This window comes from Pseudomonas sp. B12(2026) (genome assembly GCF_057767015.1).
Genome location: NZ_CM173430.1, coordinates 3,000,315 through 3,020,599, shown reverse-complemented (window position 1 = coordinate 3,020,599; position 20,285 = coordinate 3,000,315). Strand labels below are relative to the sequence as shown.

Below are 20,285 nucleotides of genomic sequence, written 5' to 3'. Positions count from 1 at the left end.
CCTTCACGGCGCGAGTGCCTGCCGCTGTGCGTGCAGGACCCGGAGGCGTGCCCGCCATTGCTCGAGTTCGGCCTGGGGCAGCCCGGACCACCATTGACTCACCGCGCGGTTGCTGTAGGGCGTCAGCCAGTCGGCGTAGGGCGCCATCTGTGCCTGCGGAAAGCCATTGTCGCGGCCGCGCAGGTAGTGGTCGAAGAAGCCCAGCACCAGCGCGGCCGGCGCTTCGATCAGCACGTCGGTGGGCGCGCTGCCGGTCAGCCCGTCGCGCAGCGGGCGGCGCATGTACAGCGCATTGTCGGTGAGGCCGGCATGCAGCGTGTCGCGCATGACCAGGCGGTGGATGCGCGGGTTCTGCCCGGCGTGCTCGATGCGCTCGTAGGAGAAGTCGTTGAAGCTGCGCGGCTGGGCCGGCGGGGTGAGACCGAGCATGCCGTAGAACAGCGACAGGTCCGAATGCAGCATCAGCAGCGGCACCGGCAGATCCTGGTCGAAGGGCGTGAAGTCGAAGTCGCCGCCGTCGAGGTTGACCGCCGCGGCGCAGCGCTTGTCGACCATGCATACCGCACCGGTGGTCGAGCCGCCGAAGGACATGCCCATCTCGCCGACATGGCTGAAGTCGCTGGCAGCCACCAGGTCGGCGACGTTCGGCGGCACTTCGCCGGCCTGCAGGCGGTCGTGGACGAACAGCCGGTCGGCCAGCCAGATCGGCGCGCTGAGGTGGATGGCGCGGTCCGCCGGCGGTTCGAGTTCGGTGGCCAGGCGCAGTTGGCCATCGAGGCGGCGGGCCAGGTCGTCCCCGCCGTAGCCTTGCAGCAGGATCGGGGAGAAGCCGTGTTCGAAGGCGTCGCGCAGGTGGTCGTGGAGCGCCGGGTCGGTGGGCGCCACTTCGCCGTTGGGGAACCGCGTGGGCGAGGCGTCGCCGGTGTGCTGCACCGAGTAGACGGCGTAACCGTGGCTGGCCAGTTCCTCCATGATCCGTCCGTTCATACCGGCGAAGGCACCGTAGCCGTGGCTGTAGAACACCACCGGCAGGCGGCCGAGGTCGGCCCGCAGCGGGGCGTTCTCATAGGCATTGGTGCGCAGGTGGCGCAGGTGCGTGAGCAATGCCGGGAAGCGCAACAGTTCCCCGAAACCCCGGGCGGTGCTGCGGCTTTCGGCTTCGCTGAAGTAGCCGCGCGGTTGCGCGTCCGCGGCAGGTCTGGCCGGATACCAGACACGCACCAGCAGGCGCCGCGCCGTGCCGGCTGGCGCGCCGAGCAGGCCGGTGCGGCTGGCATCGGCCAGCTCGAGGTCGCGCACGCCGACCTGGTAGGCCCCGCCGGGCGCGGGCAGCGGCGAGACCGGGAAGAAATACAGCGCGGCAACCGCGGCGCCAGTCAGCAGGGTGAAGAACAGCCCTGACCACACCGGCACCCGCGCCGGGCGCTTGCGCCGCGGCAGCAGGCCGAGGATCAGCAGCCCCGCGACGACGGCGCCGGCAGCAGCCTGCCAGCGGTCGTCCCACACGTCGTAAAGCGCCACGACCAGCGCGAGCAGGGATGCGCCCATCGCCAGGGGCCGACGGCGCAGCCACCAGCCCGCCAGCGCGACGGCGAGCAGGGCGAGCAGGGAGCCGTCGGCAATCGTCATGCCGCGGCGCGCTTGCGCGGCCGCACGACGAAGGACATCGCCGCCACCGTGCGGAGGAAGGTCTCGAACATCAGCGGAGGCAGGTCCGGGGGCGGCGGGGCGGTCATTTCAGCGTGGCTCCCCAGGGCGGCGGGGTATTCTCATCCCGACAAGGACGATCAGCAGCAGCGGAACCCCTAGGGAAAGCCACGACAGCACGTCGAAAACCCCATCGCCCAGCAGCGCCGAGAGCAGCCCGAAGGCGCTCAGCACGGCCAGCGCGAGGGGCCAGCGGAAGATCATCCAGAGCCCGCGTCTCATGCCTTGAGCTCCGTGCTCAGGCCGCCGGAGTCCAGCTCCGCCAGGCGTTTCTCGAGGGGCGTGCGGCGCCGGCCGAGCCACAGGTACAGGCCGCTGGCGAGGATGACGATGCTGACGATGTCCAGCAGCGCCCAGATGATCTTCAGCGGCATGCCACCGTAGTCGCCGAAGTGCAGTGGCTGGGACAGCAGCAGCGTCTTCACGTACAGCGGCATTTCGCGCATGTCGGTCAGCTCGCCGGTCTGCGCGTCCACCAGGGCCGGCTTGAGCAGGCGTCCGGTGAGCGGCGTGTTGCCGCGCATGAACACGGCGTAGTGGTGCTTGCTGCTGAACTGCGTGCCGGGGAAGCCGACGAAGCTGACTTCCATGTCCGGCGCGGCCTTGCGCGCGGTTTCGATGGCCTTGTGCACGGAGCCGAGCTGCTCCAGCGGCGGGGCGTCCCGGTAGGGCGCGGTCATTTCCGCCAGCTGGCCGCCCTGCCAGAGCATGAGGATCGGCAGCGCCAGGGTGTTGATCACCCCGGTGACACCGACCACCAGCACCCAGGCCAGGGTGACGATGCCCAGCACGTTGTGCAGGTCCAGCCACTTCAGCCGCGCGCTGCGCCGGGAACGCACGGTGGCGAAGTCCAGCTTGCGCATGAACGGCGTGTAGACCACCACGCCGGAGGCCAGCGACGCCACCAGCAACAGGCCCATGAAGCCGAGGAACAGGTAGCCCGGCAGGCCCATGAACAGGTCGGTGTGCAGCTTGAGCATGAGGTGCATGAAGCCGCCCGGCGGCGGCAGCGCGTCGAAGAATTCCCCGGTGCGCGCGTCGAAGGGCTGGATGTGGCCATTCTCCGGCGGCGGCACCAGGGTCGGAGCGGTGAGCACCGCGCCCAGCGGATCGTCCTTTTCCCAGAACACGAAGCGCACCACCTCGCCGGGCCGCGCGGCCAGGGCGCGGGCCACCACGTCGTCGTAATCGATCGTCGGCGACTGCGCGGTGAGCGGCTTGAGCTCGGGGTGCGGTTCGAAGTAGTGCTCGATCTCTTCGTGGAAGATCAGCGGCAGGCCCGTGAGGCAGAGCATCAGCAGGAATATCGTGGAGATCAGGCTGGTCCACTTGTGCACCAGGTACCAGGTGCGGAGGGCTTTGGCGGTCATCGTCAGGTTCTTTCTTCGTCAGAAGTCCACGCTCGCGGACAACTGCAGGGTGCGGCCCTCGCCCAGGTACAGGTACCCGGCGGTGGAGGTGCCCCAGTAATCCTTGTCGAACAGGTTATCCAGGTTGGCGCGCAGCACCACCGGCTTGCCGAGGGTCTCGAAGCGGTAGCGCGCGCCCAGGTCCAGGCGCCACCAGTCAGGGATGCTCAGGCTGTTGGCCTGGTTCACGTACTGTTCGCCGGTGTAGAGGGTGCGCGCGGTGACGGTCAGGCCCGGCACCTGGGCGATGTCGTACTCGCCGCCGAGGTTGAGCTGCTTGCGCGGCACGCCGATGCCGTTGTTGCCGTCGTACTGGCCGTCCTGGGTCCTGGTCAGCTTGGCCTGGGTGTAGGAGGCGCCGCCGAGCAGGCGCGCGCCTTTGGCCACTTCGCCGAACACGCTCAGTTCCAGGCCCCGGTTGCGCTGCTCGCCGCCACGGGTGAAGCGGCCGTTGTCGTTGACGCTGCTCGGGCGCTTGATCTCGAAGGCGGCCAGGGTGGCGCCGAAGCCGTCCCACTCGCCCTTGATGCCGATTTCCTTCTGCTTGGAGACGTAGGGCGAAAGCATCTCGCCGGCGTTGGCGGTGCCGATGGGCGCGGTTTCGCCCGGGCTCAGGCCCTCGATGTAGTTGGCGTAGAGCGAGATGTTCTCCCACGGCTTGACCACCAGGCCGGCCATGGGCGTGGTTTCTTCCTCGTCGTAGCCGGCGCCGGCCGGGGTGCCGACGTTCATCTCGTAGTTCTGCGACTCGACCCGCTGCTTGCGCGCGCCGAGGGTCAGCTCGACGCGGCCTTCGAGGATCGACAGGGTGTCGGCCAGCGCGTAGCTGGTGAGCGTGGCGGTGGTGTACTTCTGCACGTTCTTCGGATAGCCGTCGGTGCTCGGCGTGCCTTCGTAGACCGGGTTGTAGAGGTTCGAGGCGCGCGACGGGAAGGCGGTGTAGAGGAAGAAGATGTCCGAGTTCTGCACCACGCGGGTGGCGCCGACGTTCAGCTTGTGCTCCACCGGGCCGGTGTCGAAGGTGCTGCGCAGGCCGGCTTCGGCGGAGTGCGAGCCGACGTCGTAGACCTGCCAGGCCGGTGTCGACACGAAGTCGCCGTCGTTGCCCATGAGCACCGGGTTGCCGGCCAGGGCGTCCATTTCGCTGCGGCGATCGCCGTAGCCGGCGTAACCGGTCAGCCAGTCGCTGAGGTCGTATTCGCCGCGCACCACCAGGGTGCGGTCGGTCATTTCCGAATCGCCGAAGCCGGGGTAGTTCAGGTCGTTGTCCGGGGCGTGGGGGATGCTGGTCACGCCGGGGCCGACGGAGAACTGGCGGACGACGTGGGTGATGTCCTCGCGCTGGCGGATGTAGTCGGCGGACAGGCGCAGGCGCTCGCCGGTGTAGTCCAGGCCGAGGGAGCCGAGGCTGTCTTCGAGCGCCTGCTTGTCCACGGTGGTGTCGCCGTTGCGATACACGCCGTTGAAGCGCACACCGAACTCCTTGCCTTCGCCGAAGCGGCGGCCGAGGTCGACATGGGTGCCGAACACCGAGTCGGACAGGTAGCTCATGGTCACGCGGTTCAGCGGCTCGTCGCCGGCGCGCTTGGTCACCAGGTTCACCGCGCCGCCGACGTTGCCGCTGGGCGGCATGCCGTTGAGCATGGTGCTCGGGCCCTTGACCACTTCGACGCGCTCGGCCATTTCCACCGGCACGCGGAAGAATGGCGCCAGGCCGTACATGCCGTTGAGCGCGACGTCGGCGCTCACCACCGGGAAACCGCGCAGGGAGAAGTCTTCGTTGAGGTTGGTGCGGGCGCTGCCGATCTGCGCCGAGGGTTCGTTGTTGAGCACGTCGGCGACGCTGCGCGCCTGCTGGTCCTGGATGGTCTTCTCGGTGTAGCTGGTGATGCTGAAGGGCGCGTCCATCAGGTCGGTGTTGCCCAGCAGGCCGAGGCGTCCGCCACGGGCCACCTGGCCGCCGGCGTATTCGGCGGGCAGTTCCCCGGGGCCGGCGGCCTGGCCGGTGATCAGCGAGGGCTGCATCTGCAGCGCATCGGGGGTGGGCGAGCGGACCAGGGTGAAGGTGCCGTCGCCGCGTTGTTCCAGCTCCAGTCCGCTGCCGTGCAGCAGGCGCTCCAGGGCGCTGCGGGTCGAGTAGTCGCCGCTCAGGCCGGGGCTCTGCAGGCCGTCGGTGAGCGCCGGGTCGAAGGACAGGTGCACGCCGGTATCGGCGGCGAAGGAGGCGAGGGCGCGGCCGAGCGGGCCGGGGGCGATGCTGTAGCTGCGCACTTCGGCGGCGGCGGGCGCGGCGAGCGTCGGCGCAGCGACGGCGACGGCCAGGGAGAGCAGGGCGCTGCGGATGGCCAGGGAAAGCGGTGGGCTGGAGCGATGGCTGGACATGGACGGGGGTTCCTTCAGGCCTCTGCAGGCTTCGTGTCGGGAGATGTCCCCTCTCTGCCAGCCGAAGTGAGAAAAGGTCTCACTCTTTTCCGAAATTGCTTTTCGGTGTGCTCCCTACGCCGGTGCCAGGGTGATCCAGTAGTCGGTGACTTTGTGGATGCGCAGCGGATAGGTGGCCTGCAGCATCGACAGCGCGCGGGTGCTGTCCAGCAGCGGGAAGGCGCCGGAAACTGCCAGTTGCGTCAGCGCCGGGGCGCAGCGCAGCAGGCCGCGGCGATAGCGGCCCAGCTCGCCGAGCAGGGTCTGCAAGGGCATGCGGTCGGCCATCAGCATGCCGTGGGTCCAGGCCTCCGGGTTCAGCGCGGGCGGTACTGCGCTGATGGATTGCGCGGAAAGCTGCACCGACTCTCCGGCACCCAGCCACTGGCCGGCGCCTTGCAGCGCAAAGACCTGCACGCGCCCGCGCAGGACGGAAACGCGGGTTGCCCCCTCGACCTGGCGCACGTTGAAACGTGCCTCGGCGGTCTGCATGCGGCCTTCGCGGGTGGTGACCAGGAAGGGCCGGCCGTCCGCGCGGGTGTCGAGGAAGATTTCGCCGCGCAGCAACCGCACCAGGCGCCGGGCCGAGGTGAAGGCGATGTCCACGGCGGTGTCAGTGTTCAGCGTCAGCAGGCTGCCATCGGGCAGCGGCAGCTCGCGTTGCTCACCCACGGCGGTGTGCTGGTCGGCCAGCCAGTCCTGCCAGGGTTGGCTGCGCCAGGCGGCGAGGCCCACGGGCGCCGCCGCCAGCAGCACGGCCAGTTGCTTGAGGGCGCGGCGGCGGTCGAGCTGGCGTTCGCGGCCCAGGATCGGCATGGCCAGCGCCGGCGGCAGGTTGCCGAGGTGGTCCATCAGGCGTTCGGCGCGGTCCCAGGCGCGGGCGTGCTGCGGGCTCTGGCGCTGCCAGGCGGCGCAGGCACGGCGGGTTTCCTCGCTGGCGTCCTGGTGCAGGCGCACCAGCCAGTCCGCCGCTTCGTCGAGGATGCGCGGGGCGATGGGCTCGGCGGAACTCATTCCATCAGTTCCAGGCAGTGGCGGAAGGCCTGTTGCATGTAGCGCTTGACCGAGCCGAGGGACACGCCCAGGCGCTCGGCGATGGCTTCGTACTTCAGCCCCTCGATCTGCGCCAGCAGGAAGGCCTGGCGCACCGGGCCGGGCAGGCGCGCGAGGAGGGTATCGATCTCGTGCGGGGTTTCAAGCACCAGGTAGCGGTGTTCGGGCGAGGGCGCGAGTTCTTCGGGCAGGCCGGCGAGGGCTTCGAGGTAGGCGCGCTCCAGCGACTGGCGCTGGAACCAGTTGATCATCAGCCCCTTGGCCACCGTGGTGAGGTAGGCGCGCGGTTCGCGGGCCTCCAGCACACGGCGCGAGCCGAGCAGGCGGGTGAAAGTGTCCTGGGCAAGGTCTGCGGCCTGTTCATGGCAGCCCAGGCGGCGGCGCAGCCAGCCCTGCAGCCAGCCGTGATGGTGCTGGTAAAGCTCACTGACGGCGGCGTGGAGGGGAGCATCGACCGAGGGCATGGCAGAACTTTTATCATTTGAGAATGATTCGCATGATAGTGTCTGCCGAGTGGCGCTCACAAGCCCCGCGACGCGGATAAATGCCGGGAAGATCGCCCGATCACCGGTGGCCCGCCAGGCCTGGCGGGCCACCGATGCTGCCAGGAAACGCCTCAGCAGACCGCGATGTGCGAGTCGGCGCGCGGCTCGGTGCCGCCGCAGAGCACGCCGGTCTCCGGGTCGCGGATGATGATCTGGCCGCGCCCGTAGTCGGTCAGGTCGCAGACCACTTCCACCTCGTGTCCGCGCCGCGCCAGGGCGAAGGCCAGGTCGCGGTTGGCGTGCTGCTCGATGCCGACCTTCATGCCGCCCAGCCACTGCCAGCGCGGGGCATCCAGCGCTGCCTGCGGGTTGAGGCCGAAGTCGACCAGGTTCATCACCATCTGCACGTGGCCCTGGGGCTGCATGTAGCCGCCCATCACGCCGAACGGGCCGACGGCCACGCCATCCTTGCTGAGGAAGCCGGGGATGATGGTGTGGAAGGTCTTCTTGCCCGGTGCCAGGGCGTTGGCGTGGCTGGCGTCGAGGCTGAACTCCGAGCCGCGGTTCTGCAGGGCGATGCCGCTGTCGGGCAGCACCACGCCGGAGCCGAAGCCGTGGTAGGCGCTCTGGATGAAGGAGATCATGTTGCCTTCGCCGTCGGCGGCGGCGATGTACACCGTGCCGCTGGCGTGCGGGTCGCCATGGCGCGGCGCCTCGGCGCGCTCGCCGATTTCCGCGCGGCGGCTGGCGGCGTAGTCCTCGGCGAGCAGCGCGGCGGTGCTGGTGCGCATGTGCTCGGGGTCGGTGATGTAGTGCAGGCCGTCGGCGTAGGCCTTCTTCATCGCTTCGAGCTGGCGGTGCCAGGTGAGCTGGCTGTCGCGGTGGTCGAAGTCGAAGCCCTGGAGGATGTTCAGGGTCATCAGGGCGATCAGGCCCTGGCCGGCGGGTGGGATTTCCCAGACGTCGTAGCCGCGGTAGTTGACCTTGATCGGCTCGACCCAGCGCGGCCGGTAGCCGGCCAGGTCCGCCGCGCTCAGGTGCCCGCCGGTGGCAGCGGCGTGGGCCGCCAGGCGTTCGGCGAGGCCGCCGCGGTAGAAGCTCTCGCACCGGGTCTCGGCCAGCTCGGCGAGGGTCCGCGCCTGGGCCGGGTTGCGGAACAGCTGGCCGGCGCGCGGCGCCTGGCCGTCAATGGTGAAGGTGTCGAACCAGCTTTCCAGCACCGGTTCCTTTTCGCGGCTGGCCTGGTACTCCTGCTGCGAGACTTTCCACTGATGGGCGACCACCGGGGATACCGGGAAGCCGTCGCGGGCCAGGGTGATGGCCGGTTGCAGGAGGTCGGCGAAGGGCAGCTTGCCGAAGCGCGCGGACAGCTCGGCCCAGGCCGAGGGAATGCCCGGCACGGTGACCGGCAGCCAGCCGTGCACCGGCATCTTGTCATGGCCGGCGGCCTTGACCTTGTCGATCGACAGGGATGCCGGCGCGTGGCCGCTGGCATCCAGGCCGTGCAGCTTGTCCTTGACCCAGACCAGGGCGAAGGCGTCGCCGCCGATGGCGCAGCCGGTGGGCTCGACCACGGTCAGCGCGGCGGCGGTGGCGATGGCGGCGTCGATGGCGTTGCCGCCGGCGCGCAGCATGGCGATGCCGGCCTCGGCAGCCAGCGGCTGCGAGGCGGCGACCATGCCGTTGCGGGCGAACACGCTCTGGCGCTGGGAGGCATAGGGATATTCGTGGACGGAAAACTTAAGCATGGCGGGGCTCTTCGAGGTCATTGGCCGGTCTTGATACGGGTCCATTCGCGGGTGATCACGCGCTGGATGTTCGGCGGCAGGTCGGCGGAGACGTACAGCTTGTCGATCACCGCGTCGCTGGGGTAGATGCCGGGGTTGTCGCGCACCTTGGCGTCGAGCAGGGCGGTGGCGTCGGTGTTGGGGTTGGCGTAGCCGACGTAGTCGCTCACCGGGGCGATCACTTCCGGGCGCAGCAGGTAGTTCACCAGGGCGTGCGCGCCTTTCGGGTTCTGCGCGTCACGCGGGATGGCGAGCATGTCGAACCACAGGTTGGCGCCTTCCTTGGGGATCACGTAGCGGATGTCGATCTGCTTGCCGGCGTCCTTGGCGCGGCTCTGCGCCTGCATCACGTCGCCCGAGTAGCCCACGGCCACGCAGATGTCGCCGTTGGCGAGGTCGGTCGGGTAGCGCGAGGAGTGGAAGTAGGTGATCGACGGCGCGAGCTTCTGCAGCAGCGCCGAGGCCTTCTTGTAGTCGTCGGGGTTGTGGCTGTTGGGGTCCAGGCCGAGGTAGTGCAGCGCCTGCGGGATGATCTTCACCGGTGCGTCGAGGAAAGCCACGCCGCAGCCGTGCAGCTTGGCCAGGTTCTCCGGTTTGAAGATCAGGTCCCAGGAGTCCAGCGGGGCGTTGTCGCCCAGGGCGGCCTTGACCTTGTCGTAGTTGTAGCCGATGCCCACGGTGCCCCACATGTAGGGCACGGCGTATTCGTTGCCCGGGTCGGCGGCTTCCAGGCGCTGCATGAGGCGCGGGTCGAGGTGCTTCCAGTTGGGCAGCTCGGCGCGGTCCAGCTTCTGGTAGACGCCGGCCTTGATCTGCTTGGTGAGGAACTGGCTGGACGGCACCACCAGGTCATAGCCGGAGTGCCCGGAGAGCAGCTTGGCCTCGAGCATCTCGTTGGTGTCGAAGACGTCGTACTGGACCTTGACGCCGCTGTCCTGGGCGAAGTTCTTCAGGGTGTCCGGCCCCATGTAGTCCGACCAGTTGTAGAACCGCACCAGCTTGTCGTCGGCCTGGGCGGTGGCGTAGGCGAGGAGGGTGAGGCTGGCCAGCAGAACACTGTTGCGCATGTCCTTTTCCTTGTTTTTATAGAACGCGGCTGAGGAATTCCCGCGTGCGCGGGTGGTGGGGATTGCCGAAGACCTGGGCGGGCGGGCCTTCTTCGATGAGCTCGCCCTGGTGCAGCACCACCACGCGGTCGGCCACTTCGCGGGCGAAGCCCATCTCGTGGGTGACGACCACCATGGTCATGCCTTCCTCGGCCAGCTCCTTCATCACCTGCAGCACTTCGCCCACGGTTTCCGGGTCCAGCGCGCTGGTGGGTTCGTCGAACAGCATCGCCTGGGGTTTCATCGCCAGGGCGCGGGCGATGGCCACGCGCTGCTGCTGGCCGCCGGAGAGCTGGGCCGGGTAGTGCTCGGCCTTGTCCGACAGGCGTACCCGGGCGAGCAGGCGGCGCGCCTGTTCCAGCGCTTCGCCGCGCGGCACGCCGAGCACCTGGGTCGGCGCCTCGATGATGTTCTCCAGCACGGTCATGTGCGGGAACAGGTTGAAGCGCTGGAACACCATGCCGATGTCGCGGCGGCGCCGGGCGATGTTGCTTTCCGAGTCGCGCACCAGCTTGCCGCCGGCCTGCTCGCGGTAGCCCATCAGCTCGCCGTTGACGCGGATGCTGCCGCTCTGGATGTCTTCCAGGTGGTTCATGCAGCGGATGAAGGTGGTCTTGCCCGAGCCGGAGGCGCCGATCAGCACCACCACCTCGCCACGGCGCACCTCCAGGGACACGCCCTTGAGGATTTCCAGCTCGCCGAAGGACTTGTGCACGTCGCGGGCCTGGATCACTACGTCTTTCACGTCCGGGATCATCTCAACGCCCCCTCAGCAGTTTCATCGCCTGCCGGCCGAACATGCGGTTCGGTGCGGCGACGTGGCCATCGGACTTGCCGAAACGCTTCTCCAGCCAGCGCTGGAAGAAGCCCCACAGGGTGGTCAGGGCGAGGAAGTAGATCGCCACCACCAGGTACAGCTCGAACACGCGGAAGGTCGCCGAGGTGACCATCTGGGTGCTCAGCAGCAGTTCCTGCACGCCGATCACGCTGACCAGGGTGGTGTTCTTCAGCATCACGTTGAACTCGTTGCCCAGCGGCGGAACGATCACCCGGAAGGCCTGGGGCAGCACGATGCGCCGCATCAGTTTGGGGAAGGTCATGCCGAGGGATTTGCCGGCCTCGTACTGGCCCTTGTCCACCGCGCCGATGCCGGCGCGGATGATCTCGGCCATGTAGGCGCCTTCGTTGAGGCCCAGGGCGATGATCGCCGCCTGGATGTTGCCCGGCAGGATGAACAGCCCGAGGTTCAGGTCCTCGAAGCGGAACACCCCGCCGGCGGCCAGCGCCGTATAGAGGAAGACGATCTGCACCAGCAGCGGCGTGCCGCGCATCAGCCACACGTAGAAGCGCACCGGGTATTGCAGCAGCGGGTTGGACGACAGCCGCATCAGCGCCGCCAGCAGCCCGAGCACGCAGCCCAGGAGCATGGCGGCGACGGCGATCACGCAGGTCAGCCACAGGCCGTAGAGGTAGATGTCGCTCGGCCGCAGCAGGTATTGCCAGAACACGTCCCAGCTGAAGTTCATGCTCCGCCCTCCATCGTCAGGGGATTGCCTTCGCCGGGCCGCAGGGCGTCGCCCTCGATCTTCCACTTGCGGAACAGCGCGTCGTAGCTGCCGTCGGTGCGCATGTCCCGGAGGATCTGCTGGACCGCCAGGCCCAGCTCGCGGTCGTCCTTGCGCACGCCGATGCCGGTGAGGATCTTGGCGAAGGCCGGCACGGCGTCCTCGAACAGGTCCGGAGCCAGCGCCTGGTAATAGGCGGAGAACTCCACGGTGGTGCCGTAGGCGTCGACCTGGCCGATGCGCAGGGCCTGGAAGGCGTCGGTGTCGGTGTTGAACGGCATGATCGACATCGGCGCCTTGCCGGCCTTGGCCAACTGGTCGTTCTGCGCTTCGAGCAGGCTCTTGATGGTCGAGCCGTTGAGCACCGCGACCTTCTTGCCGGTGAGGTCGTCGAGGCTGTGGATGCCCTTGGGATTGCCCTTGTGCACCACCACGGTCTGGCTCGAATTCATGTAGTTGACCATGTCGATCACTTCGCGCCGCGCGGGCTTGTCGAACAGCTGCGACAGGCCGAGATCGCACTGCTTGGCGAGGATCGCCGGGATCAGCCCGGCGAAGGGCGTGACGCGCCATTCGACGCGCTTGCCCAGGCGCTTGGCGATTTCATTGCCGAGGTCGACGATCAGGCCGTCGGGTTGCTGCTGCGCGTTGAAGAAGGCCAGCGGCGCGCCGTCCAGGCCGCTGCAGTAGACCAGCTTGTCGGTGTCCTTCAGACGCTCCGGCACCGTCACGGCGGCCAGCACCGGGGGTGCGGCGCTGGCCAGGGCCAGCGCCAGGAGCAGGGTCTTTCCTGGGAACATTGGGTTTCTCCGGATGGCTGTGGGCGGGGCGGCTCAGTCGAGCTTGTCGCCTTCGATGTGCCACTTGGCGAGCAGCGCGGCGTAGCTGCCGTCGGCCTGCATGTCCTTGATGACCTGCGTCACCGCTTCGCTGAGCTGCTTGTCGTCCTTGCGGATGCCAAGGCCGGTGAGGATGCGGGCGAAGGCCGGCACGCCGATCTCGAACAGGTCCGGAGCCATGCTCTGGTAGTAGCCGGCGGTCTCCACGGTGGTGCCGTAGGCGTCGGTCTGGCGGATGCGCAGGGACTGGAAGGCATCGGTGTCGGTGTTGTAGACCACGACGTTCATCGGGGCCTTGCCGGCCTGCTTGAGCTTCTCGTTGTGGGCGTCGAGCAGGGTGCGGATGGTGGAGCCGTTGAGCACCGCCACCTTCTTGCCGGAGAGGTCGTCCAGGGTGTGGATGCCCTCGGGGTTGCCCTTGCCGACCACCACCGCCTGGCTGGAGTACATGTAGTTGACCATGTCGATCACTTCGCGCCGCTCGGGCTTGTCGAACAGCTGGTCCACCAGCATGTCGCACTGCTTCGCCAGCAGCGCCGGGATCAACCCGGAGAAGGGCGTGATGCGCCAGTCGATCTTCTTGTCGCCCAGACGCTTGGCGATGGCCTCGCCGAGGTCGACGGTAACGCCGGTGAGTTTCTGGTTGGTGTCGTAGAAGCCCATGGGCGGAGAGTCCATGCCACCGCAGAAGGTCACCTTGCTGGTGTTCTGCAAGCGGTCGGGAATCTTCACGTCGGCGTGCGCCAGCGGGGCGGCCAGGCAAAGGGCGAGAAGGCACTGCGGGATCCTGCGTTCGAACATGTTGAGCTCCGGGGTGAGGGGCAGTTCAGGGACACAGAAGTACGGGTCTAGGCGCCCGTTGCTTCAAAGGACTTGCGCTTCTTTCAGGTGGCTTGCGCCTCGAGAAACTTGGCCAGCGAGGGGATGGTTCCCTCGATGTGGTCGCGGATCACCCACTCGACCTGCTGGGCGTCGCCCGAGCGCAGGGCGTCGAGGACCACGGCGTGTTCCTCGCGGGCGCTCATGGGCTTGTCGATGTGCTGCAGCCACAGGCGCATGTGCGGCTCGATCACCGAATACAGCGCGGTGATCTGCCGTTGCAGGCGCGGGCGCCGGGCGAAGCTGCAGAGGTATTCGTGGAAATTGCGGTGGCGGCTGATCCACTCGGCGCTGTCGTCGCGGCAGTCGTCCATCTCGTCGAGCATGCGTTCCAGGCGGGTGATGTCGCGGTCGGTCAGGTTCGGCACGGCGAGGCGCACGGCCAGGCCCTCGAGGACACCGCGCATCTCGAAGATTTCGCGCATCTCGTCGATGTTCAGCCCGCTGACGATGGCCCCGCGATTGGGCCGCAGGGTCACCAGGCCCTCGGCATCCAGGCGCTTGAAGGCGCCGCGCACGGGCATGCGGCTCATGCCGATCTCGTTGGCGACGTCCTCGGCCACCAGGCGGTCGCCGGTCTTGTAGTGGCCGGTGCAGATGGCCTGGAGGAGGTAGTCGTAGGCCTCGTCTTCGGCACTCATCGGACGGCGGGGGGCGGGTACAAGGCGCATGGGATCGTTCCTCTGGATTTTTGGATCCAATTATCCATGTATGCAATAAAGCAGGTGTCGTGCCAATTCCGGTGAAGTTTCGGGAGATGGGCGGGCTAGAGCGGGGCGGGTTGTAAGCGGGTAGGGCGGGAGTGTGTGGGGTAGCGGATCGAACGGTAACGAAGCGGGCGTTCCGTGCCCCGTGGCGGTGCGTTTCGGTAACGCCGTGGGAGGTGATGGGGCGGGGTAACGCTGTAGGAGCGAGCTTGCTCGCGAACCCGCCTGTGGCGCCGGCCTTGCCGGCGGATCGCGGACGGAGTCCGCTCCTACGATGGTATGTACCGCTTTTGTAGGAGCGGAGCTTCTCCGCGATGCTCTTGCTCTTCGTAGGGTGAATAACGCGCAGCGTTATCCACCTGATGGGTATCGCTTCGCTCCACGCCATCCTACAAAAAGCCGCTCCCAGCACGGAGCAGCCAAGGTTTCAGCCCTGTAGGGTGGACATCGCTCTTCATGTCCACCATCGGTGCCCAGCTCAGGCGCCATGGTGGATGTAAAAAGCGACATCCACCCTACACACTAGCCCTTGCCCGCGATCCGCCAGCGGGACCGGGTTCGCGAGCAAGCTCGCTCCTACGAAGAGCACGCCGGTGCCCGCCCCGGACCACGCAAACAACAACCGGGGCCAAGGCCCCGGTTGTTGTTTCCACGCCCGGCCCTAACCGCGCGAGGCCTTCCAGCTCCGGATCACCAGCTTCTCCAGCTCCACCGCGAAGAACACCGCGATACCGATGCCCAGCGAGATCAGCCAGCCGCTGAAGGGCAGGGCGACGGTGTGGAAGGCGGTCTGCATGAAGGGCACGTAGATCACCAGGCACTGCAGCAGGATCAGCGCGAGGGTCACCGTCAGCAGCGCGCCGTTGCGCAGCAGCCCGGCGTTCAGCGCGAACTGGTCGTGCAGGCGGCAGTTGAACAGGTAGGCCCACTGCGCGGTGACCAGGGTGTGCAGGATCATGGTGCGGATGTGGTCGGTGTCCTGGCCGTTGCTCACCATCCAGGCTTCCAGCAGGAAGGCCGCGGCGCTCAGCAGGGCGCCCACGTAGAGCACCCGCCAGACGGCGAAGCCATTGAGGATCGACTCCCGCGCCTGGCGTGGCGGGCGCCGCATCATGCCCGGCTCGCCCGGTTCGTAGGCCAGCGCGAAGGACAGGGTGGTGGAGGTCGCCATGTTCATCCAGAGGATCTGCAGCGGCGCCAGCGGGATCACCGCGCCGGCGAGGATCGCCATGACGATCAACAGGCCCTGGGCCATGTTGGTCGGCAGGATGAACAACACCGTCTTCTTCAGGTTGTCGTAGACCCGCCGGCCCTCGCGCACGGCGTTGGCGATGGTGGAGAAGTTGTCGTCGGTGAGCACCATGTCGGCGGCTTCCTTGGTCACCTCGGTGCCCTTGATGCCCATGGCGATGCCGACGTCGGCCTGTTTCAGCGCCGGCGCGTCGTTCACCCCGTCGCCGGTCATGCCCACCACCTGCTGCCTGGACTGCAGCGCGCGGACCAGGCGCAGCTTGTGCTCCGGGCTGGTGCGGGCGAACACCGAATACTGCAGGGCCAGCGATCTCAGCTGCTCGTCGTCGGCCTCCTCCAGCTGCTGCCCGGTCATGGCCTGCAGGTCGTTGCCCATGCCGAGCATGCCGGCGATGGCCACCGCGGTGTCCGGGTGGTCGCCGGTGATCATCTTCACCTGGATGCCGGCGCGCTTGCACATCGCGATGGCCTCGATGGCCTCCGGGCGCGGCGGGTCCATCAGGCCGGCGACGCCGAGGAAGATCATGCCCTGCCGCAGGTCCTCGTGGTCGATCGCGCCGTCATCCCCGGCCACCGGCTTGTAGGCCGCCGCCAGCATGCGCAGGCCCTGCCCGGCGATGTGGCTCATCTCGCGTTCCCAGTAGTCGCGGTCCAGCGGCTGCGCGCCGTCGGCGCCGAGTTGCTGCTCACACATGCGCAGCAGCACATCCGGCGCGCCCTTGAGGTAGATCAGCCGCTGGCCGGCCACGTCGCAGCGCCGCGCCATGTACTTGTAGGCGGAGTCGAAGGGAATCTTGCCGAACTTGCGCACCTCCACGTCATCCAGCCCGGCCTTGCGCGCCAGCACCTTCAGCGCGCCCTCGGTGGGCCCGCCGAGCACGCTCCAGCGGCCTTCGTCGTTGAGCTGCAGGGTGCTGTCGTTGCAGATGTCCACCGCGTGGATGAAGGCCTCCAGCGGCGCGTGCTGCGACCAGTCCAGCTCGTCGCTGGTGCCGCCGAAGGTGATCCGCCCCCTGGGCTCGTAGCTCTGGCCCTCGACGCTGTAGATGCCCCCGGCGAGCAGCACGCTCTTCACGGTCATCTCGTTCATGGTCAGGGTGCCGGTCTTGTCCGAGCAGATCACGCTCATGGCGCCCAGGGTTTCCACGGTCGGCAGCTTGCGGATGATCGCCTTGTTCTGCGCCATGCGCTGCACGCCCAGCGACAGGATGATCGAGACGATGGCCGGCAGGCCCTCGGGCACCGAGGCCACGGCCAGGCTGATCAGCGACAGCAGCAGCTCGCCGAAGGGGTAGTCGTGCCAGAAGTAGCCGATGACGAACAGCGCCACCATCATGCCGACGATCAGCTGGAAGATGCGCTTGCCCAGCTCGGCGATCTGCCGCAGCAGCGGCGTCTGGGTTTCGTCGACGTTGGCGATCAGCTTGTTGATGCGCCCCAGCTCGCTGGCGGGGCCGGTCTCGATCACCACGCCGCGCGCGTTGCCGGCGCTGACGTTGGTGCCGGAGAAGCCGAGGTTGGTGCGGTCGGCCAGCAGCGCTTCCCGGTCCAGCGCCTCGGCGTGCTTGCTCACGCTGAGCGACTCGCCGGTGAGCATGGATTCCTCGACCTGCAGGTGGTGCACGTCGAACAGCCGCAGGTCGGCAGGAATCTTGTCGCCGGGGCGCAGGATCACGATGTCGCCGGGCACCAGTTCGCTGGCGTCCACCTCGACCTTCCTGCCGTTGCGCACCGCGTGAGCGGTGCTGCTGAGCATGCCGCGCAGGGCGGCGAGGGATTTCTCCGCCTTGTTCTCCTGGAAGAAGCCGATGCCGGCGTTGATCACCGCCACCAGCAGGATGACGATGGTGTCGGTCCAGTGCGCCATCAGCGCGGTGGCCACCGCGGCGGCGAGGAGGATATAGATGAGGACGTCGTTGAAGTGCCGGGCGAAGCGCAACCAGAGCGGATCGACCGGCTTGGCCGGCAGCGCGTTGGGGCCGACGCGCATCAGCCGCGCGCCGGCCTCGTCGGGGGAGAGGCCGTCCGCGCTGGTCTGCAGATCGGCCATGGTCTGTTCGACGGTCTTGCGGTACCACTGCGTCGCTTGCGGTTTGCCGTCGGTGGGTTGCAGTGAAGTCATGCTTCTACTCCCGGCTCCTGCCATGGGGAAAGTGGGGTAACTGCGGGCAAGCGTAGACGCCGGGCATGGCGCCGAACCTGTCATATCTCAAGGTTCGGCGGCTCCTGGCTGAACCCTGGCTGAACGGCTTGGCGATTCGCTTCGACATCGATCCGAAACAGGTGGTGAAGGCTCGGACGCCGAGGGCGCCGGCGGTCTACAGCCCTTACCAGCGCGCGGACAAGATGCCGACGGGCAGGGCACCGCTCCTGTAGGAGCGAGCTTGCTCGCGAACCGCCCCGCGCGGCGCCCTATCGCGGACGGAGTCCGCTCCCACAAGAGCCGCCCTTCGACGCGGGGGCACAGCTGTCGGAAAGCCCGAAGGCATGCTCTTCGTAGGATGGGTGGAGCGAAGCGATACCCATCGTTGGCCCGGCAGGCATGGCTGATGGGTATCGCTTCGCTCCACGCCATCCTACGTGGCGTGCTTTACAGCGGCGCCCCGCTGAACGCCCGCGATCACCGAGCGCACCCGCGCCGTCCGCCTCGCCCAGCGGCAGCGGCAATTCGCCCACCCCGAGGCCGGCGAGCAGGGCGCGCCTTCGGACACGCCTGCGACAAGGCCTTGCGCCATCACCGATCGATAGCTTTTTACCGCATGAGCCGATCAATAACTGCAATAGCAGGCCGCCCCATTTGATCTATCTTCTGATGGGTTATGCGTTTACACAGCGCCTGCGACGGGCGCAGACGAGGAGCCTGCAATGAGCGACGAAAAGAAAGCCAGCTGCCCGTTCAACCACACCGCTGGCGGCGGCACGACGAACCGTGACTGGTGGCCGAACCAGCTCAGGCTGGACCTGCTCCACCAGCATTCCTCCAAATCCAGCCCCATGGAGGAATCCTTCAACTACGCCGAGGCCTTCAAGAGCCTCGACCTGAACGCGGTGAAGCAGGACCTGACGGCCCTGATGACCGACTCCCAGGAATGGTGGCCGGCCGACTTCGGCCACTATGGTCCACTCTTCATCCGCATGGCCTGGCACGCCGCCGGCACCTACCGCATCGGCGACGGCCGGGGTGGCGCGGGGCGCGGGCAACAGCGCTTCGCCCCGCTCAACAGCTGGCCGGACAACGTCAGCCTGGACAAGGCCCGCCGCCTGCTCTGGCCGGTCAAGCAGAAGTACGGCAACAAGCTGTCCTGGGCCGACCTGATCATCCTCGCCGGCAACGTCGCCCTGGAATCCATGGGCTTCAAGACCTTCGGTTTCGCCGGCGGCCGCCCGGACGTCTGGGAACCGGACATGGACGTCTACTGGGGCGACGAGAAGACCTGGCTCGGTGACGAGCGCTACACCGGCGACCGCGACCTGGAAAACCCGCTGGCCGCCGTGCAGATGGGCCTGATCTACGTGAACCCGGAGGGCCCCAACGGCAACCCCGACCCGCTGGCCGCCGCCGTCGACATCCGCGAAACCTTCGCGCGCATGGCGATGAACGACGAGGAAACCGTGGCGCTGATCGTCGGCGGCCACACCTTCGGCAAGACCCACGGCGCGGGCCCGGCCGACAACGTCGGCGCCGCTCCGGAAGCCGCGCCCCTGGAAGAGCAGGGCCTGGGCTGGCGCAGCACCTACCAGAGCGGCGTGGCCGGCGATGCCATCACCAGCGGCCTGGAAGTGGTCTGGACCTCCACCCCGACCAAATGGAGCAACAACTTCCTGTGGAACCTGTTCGGCTACGAATGGGAACTGACCAAGAGCCCGGCCGGCGCCCACCAGTGGCAGCCCAAGCACGGCGCCGGGGCGGGCAGCATTCCCGACCCGTTCGACCCGAATAAGCGCCGCGCCCCGACCATGCTCACCACCGACATCTCGCTGCGCACCGACCCGATCTACGAAAAGATCTCCCGGCGCTTCTACGAGAACCCCGACCAGCTCGCCGACGCCTTCGCCCGCGCCTGGTTCAAGCTGACCCACCGCGACATGGGCCCGCGCGCCCGCTACCTGGGCCCGGAAGTCCCCGCCGAAGAACTGATCTGGCAGGACCCGATCCCCGCCGTCGACCACCCGCTGGTGGACGCCAACGACGTCGCCGCGCTCAAGGCCAAGGTGCTGGCCTCCGGGCTCGGCGTCTCCGAGCTGGTCGCCACTGCCTGGGCCTCGGCCTCCACCTTCCGCGGCTCCGACAAGCGCGGCGGCGCCAACGGCGCGCGCATCCGCCTGGCGCCGCAGAAGGACTGGCCGGCCAACCAGCCGCAACAACTGGCCAAGGTGCTCAAGGTGCTCGAAGGCATCCAGGGCGACTTCAACAAGGCCGCTTCCGGCGGCAAGAAGATCTCCCTGGCCGACCTGATCGTGCTGGCCGGCAGCGCTGCCGTCGAGAAGGCGGCGAAGGATGGCGGCCACAGCGTGACCGTGCCCTTCGCGCCGGGCCGCATGGACGCCAGCCAGGACCAGACCGACGTGGAATCGGTCGGCATGCTCGAACCGCGCGCCGATGGCTTCCGCAACTTCCTCAAGGCCCGCTACCCGGTCCTGCCGGAACACCTGCTGGTGGACAAGGCCCAACTGCTGACCCTGACCGCGCCGGAGATGACCGTGCTGGTCGGCGGCCTGCGCGTGCTGGGCGCCAATGTCGACCAGTCGCCGCACGGCGTGTTCACCAGCAAGCCGGGCACCCTGAGCAACGACTTCTTCGTCAACCTGCTGGACATGGGCACGGCCTGGAAACCGACCTCGTCCGCCAACGACCTCTACGAAGGCCGCGACCGCAAGAGCGGCGAGGTCAAGTGGAGCGCCACCCGCGTCGATCTGGTGTTCGGCTCCAACGCCCAGCTGCGTTCGCTGGCGGAGGTGTACGCCTGCAGCGACTCGAAGCAGAAGTTCGTCGATGACTTCGTCAGCGCCTGGACCAAGGTGATGAACCTGGATCGCTTCGATCTGCGCTGATCCTCGGCAAAAACGACGCCCCGC

The 20,285-nt window shown here is 67.9% G+C and carries 16 protein-coding genes; 2 read left to right on the top strand and 14 right to left on the bottom strand.

Annotated features, from left to right (window positions below; all coding sequences use genetic code 11):
- Positions 1–3: 3 nt before the first annotated feature.
- The 14 genes from AC3B6A_RS14080 to AC3B6A_RS14015 all read right to left on the bottom strand — a co-directional run bounded on the left by AC3B6A_RS14080 (position 4) and on the right by AC3B6A_RS14015 (position 17,331).
- Positions 4–1,629, bottom strand: coding sequence for an alpha/beta hydrolase family protein (locus tag AC3B6A_RS14080; protein WP_488397830.1), 1,626 nt, complete (start codon positions 1,627–1,629; stop codon positions 4–6).
- A 108-nt stretch (positions 1,630–1,737) separates the two neighbouring features.
- Positions 1,738–1,929 (bottom strand): hypothetical protein, encoded by a 192-nt coding sequence (locus AC3B6A_RS14075; protein ID WP_488397829.1) that lies wholly within the window; start codon positions 1,927–1,929, stop codon positions 1,738–1,740.
- Positions 1,926–3,077 (bottom strand): PepSY-associated TM helix domain-containing protein, encoded by a 1,152-nt coding sequence (locus tag AC3B6A_RS14070; protein WP_488397828.1) that lies wholly within the window; start codon positions 3,075–3,077, stop codon positions 1,926–1,928. The genes AC3B6A_RS14075 and AC3B6A_RS14070 overlap by 4 nt, the downstream gene beginning before the upstream one ends.
- Before the next feature lie 18 nt (positions 3,078–3,095).
- On the bottom strand, positions 3,096–5,498 hold the full coding sequence (locus AC3B6A_RS14065; protein WP_488397827.1) for a TonB-dependent siderophore receptor: 2,403 nt from the start codon (positions 5,496–5,498) through the stop codon (positions 3,096–3,098).
- Between the two features lie 114 nt (positions 5,499–5,612).
- Positions 5,613–6,551, bottom strand: coding sequence for a FecR domain-containing protein (locus AC3B6A_RS14060; protein ID WP_488397826.1), 939 nt, complete (start codon positions 6,549–6,551; stop codon positions 5,613–5,615).
- Positions 6,548–7,054, bottom strand: coding sequence for a sigma-70 family RNA polymerase sigma factor (locus tag AC3B6A_RS14055; RefSeq protein WP_488397825.1), 507 nt, complete (start codon positions 7,052–7,054; stop codon positions 6,548–6,550). Before AC3B6A_RS14055 ends, AC3B6A_RS14060 begins: the two co-directional genes overlap by 4 nt.
- A 152-nt stretch (positions 7,055–7,206) precedes the next feature.
- A complete protein-coding gene (locus AC3B6A_RS14050) occupies positions 7,207–8,823 on the bottom strand; it encodes a gamma-glutamyltransferase family protein (RefSeq protein ID WP_488397824.1) in 1,617 nt (538 codons plus the stop codon).
- 17 nt (positions 8,824–8,840) lie between these two features.
- On the bottom strand, positions 8,841–9,929 hold the full coding sequence (locus AC3B6A_RS14045) for a polyamine ABC transporter substrate-binding protein (protein WP_488397823.1): 1,089 nt from the start codon (positions 9,927–9,929) through the stop codon (positions 8,841–8,843).
- 16 nt (positions 9,930–9,945) lie between these two features.
- A complete protein-coding gene (locus AC3B6A_RS14040; RefSeq protein ID WP_488397822.1) occupies positions 9,946–10,725 on the bottom strand; it encodes an amino acid ABC transporter ATP-binding protein in 780 nt (259 codons plus the stop codon).
- Position 10,726: 1 nt separating this feature from the next.
- Entirely contained in the window at positions 10,727–11,494 is a 768-nt protein-coding gene (locus AC3B6A_RS14035; RefSeq protein WP_488397821.1) for an amino acid ABC transporter permease, read from the bottom strand.
- Positions 11,491–12,333, bottom strand: a complete 843-nt coding sequence (locus tag AC3B6A_RS14030) for an ABC transporter substrate-binding protein (protein WP_488397820.1) — start codon at positions 12,331–12,333, stop codon at positions 11,491–11,493. Before AC3B6A_RS14030 ends, AC3B6A_RS14035 begins: the two co-directional genes overlap by 4 nt.
- Before the next feature lie 33 nt (positions 12,334–12,366).
- On the bottom strand, positions 12,367–13,173 hold the full coding sequence (locus AC3B6A_RS14025) for an ABC transporter substrate-binding protein (protein ID WP_488397819.1): 807 nt from the start codon (positions 13,171–13,173) through the stop codon (positions 12,367–12,369).
- Positions 13,174–13,256: 83 nt separating this feature from the next.
- Positions 13,257–13,922 carry a GntR family transcriptional regulator gene (locus AC3B6A_RS14020; protein ID WP_488397818.1) on the bottom strand — a complete coding sequence of 222 codons (666 nt, stop codon included), beginning with the start codon at positions 13,920–13,922 and terminating at the stop codon, positions 13,257–13,259.
- Positions 13,923–14,619: 697 nt separating this feature from the next.
- A complete protein-coding gene (locus AC3B6A_RS14015) occupies positions 14,620–17,331 on the bottom strand; it encodes a cation-transporting P-type ATPase (RefSeq protein ID WP_488397817.1) in 2,712 nt (903 codons plus the stop codon).
- 65 nt (positions 17,332–17,396) lie between these two features.
- On the opposite strand from AC3B6A_RS14015, the gene AC3B6A_RS14010 reads away from it, so the two are divergent.
- Together AC3B6A_RS14010 and katG are read left to right on the top strand one after the other, a co-directional pair.
- Positions 17,397–17,585, top strand: a complete 189-nt coding sequence (locus AC3B6A_RS14010) for a hypothetical protein (protein WP_488397816.1) — start codon at positions 17,397–17,399, stop codon at positions 17,583–17,585.
- Positions 17,586–18,074: 489 nt separating this feature from the next.
- Complete coding sequence (katG, locus tag AC3B6A_RS14005) at positions 18,075–20,261, top strand: catalase/peroxidase HPI (RefSeq protein WP_488397815.1); 2,187 nt, start codon at positions 18,075–18,077, stop codon at positions 20,259–20,261.
- Positions 20,262–20,285 lie beyond the last annotated feature (24 nt).

What these genes read in the sequence shown, in the direction of transcription:
- AC3B6A_RS14080 (WP_488397830.1), bottom strand. Translation starts at nt 1,629, where the DNA reads ATGACGATTGCCGACGGCTCCCTGCTCGCCCTGCTCGCCGTCGCGCTG.
- AC3B6A_RS14075 (WP_488397829.1), bottom strand. Translation starts at nt 1,929, where the DNA reads ATGAGACGCGGGCTCTGGATGATCTTCCGCTGGCCCCTCGCGCTGGCC.
- AC3B6A_RS14070 (WP_488397828.1), bottom strand. Translation starts at nt 3,077, where the DNA reads ATGACCGCCAAAGCCCTCCGCACCTGGTACCTGGTGCACAAGTGGACC.
- AC3B6A_RS14065 (WP_488397827.1), bottom strand. Translation starts at nt 5,498, where the DNA reads ATGTCCAGCCATCGCTCCAGCCCACCGCTTTCCCTGGCCATCCGCAGC.
- AC3B6A_RS14060 (WP_488397826.1), bottom strand. Translation starts at nt 6,551, where the DNA reads ATGAGTTCCGCCGAGCCCATCGCCCCGCGCATCCTCGACGAAGCGGCG.
- AC3B6A_RS14055 (WP_488397825.1), bottom strand. Translation starts at nt 7,054, where the DNA reads ATGCCCTCGGTCGATGCTCCCCTCCACGCCGCCGTCAGTGAGCTTTAC.
- AC3B6A_RS14050 (WP_488397824.1), bottom strand. Translation starts at nt 8,823, where the DNA reads ATGCTTAAGTTTTCCGTCCACGAATATCCCTATGCCTCCCAGCGCCAG.
- AC3B6A_RS14045 (WP_488397823.1), bottom strand. Translation starts at nt 9,929, where the DNA reads ATGCGCAACAGTGTTCTGCTGGCCAGCCTCACCCTCCTCGCCTACGCC.
- AC3B6A_RS14040 (WP_488397822.1), bottom strand. Translation starts at nt 10,725, where the DNA reads ATGATCCCGGACGTGAAAGACGTAGTGATCCAGGCCCGCGACGTGCAC.
- AC3B6A_RS14035 (WP_488397821.1), bottom strand. Translation starts at nt 11,494, where the DNA reads ATGAACTTCAGCTGGGACGTGTTCTGGCAATACCTGCTGCGGCCGAGC.
- AC3B6A_RS14030 (WP_488397820.1), bottom strand. Translation starts at nt 12,333, where the DNA reads ATGTTCCCAGGAAAGACCCTGCTCCTGGCGCTGGCCCTGGCCAGCGCC.
- AC3B6A_RS14025 (WP_488397819.1), bottom strand. Translation starts at nt 13,173, where the DNA reads ATGTTCGAACGCAGGATCCCGCAGTGCCTTCTCGCCCTTTGCCTGGCC.
- AC3B6A_RS14020 (WP_488397818.1), bottom strand. Translation starts at nt 13,922, where the DNA reads ATGCGCCTTGTACCCGCCCCCCGCCGTCCGATGAGTGCCGAAGACGAG.
- AC3B6A_RS14015 (WP_488397817.1), bottom strand. Translation starts at nt 17,331, where the DNA reads ATGACTTCACTGCAACCCACCGACGGCAAACCGCAAGCGACGCAGTGG.
- AC3B6A_RS14010 (WP_488397816.1), top strand. Translation starts at nt 17,397, where the DNA reads ATGGCGCCGAACCTGTCATATCTCAAGGTTCGGCGGCTCCTGGCTGAA.
- katG (WP_488397815.1), top strand. Translation starts at nt 18,075, where the DNA reads ATGAGCGACGAAAAGAAAGCCAGCTGCCCGTTCAACCACACCGCTGGC.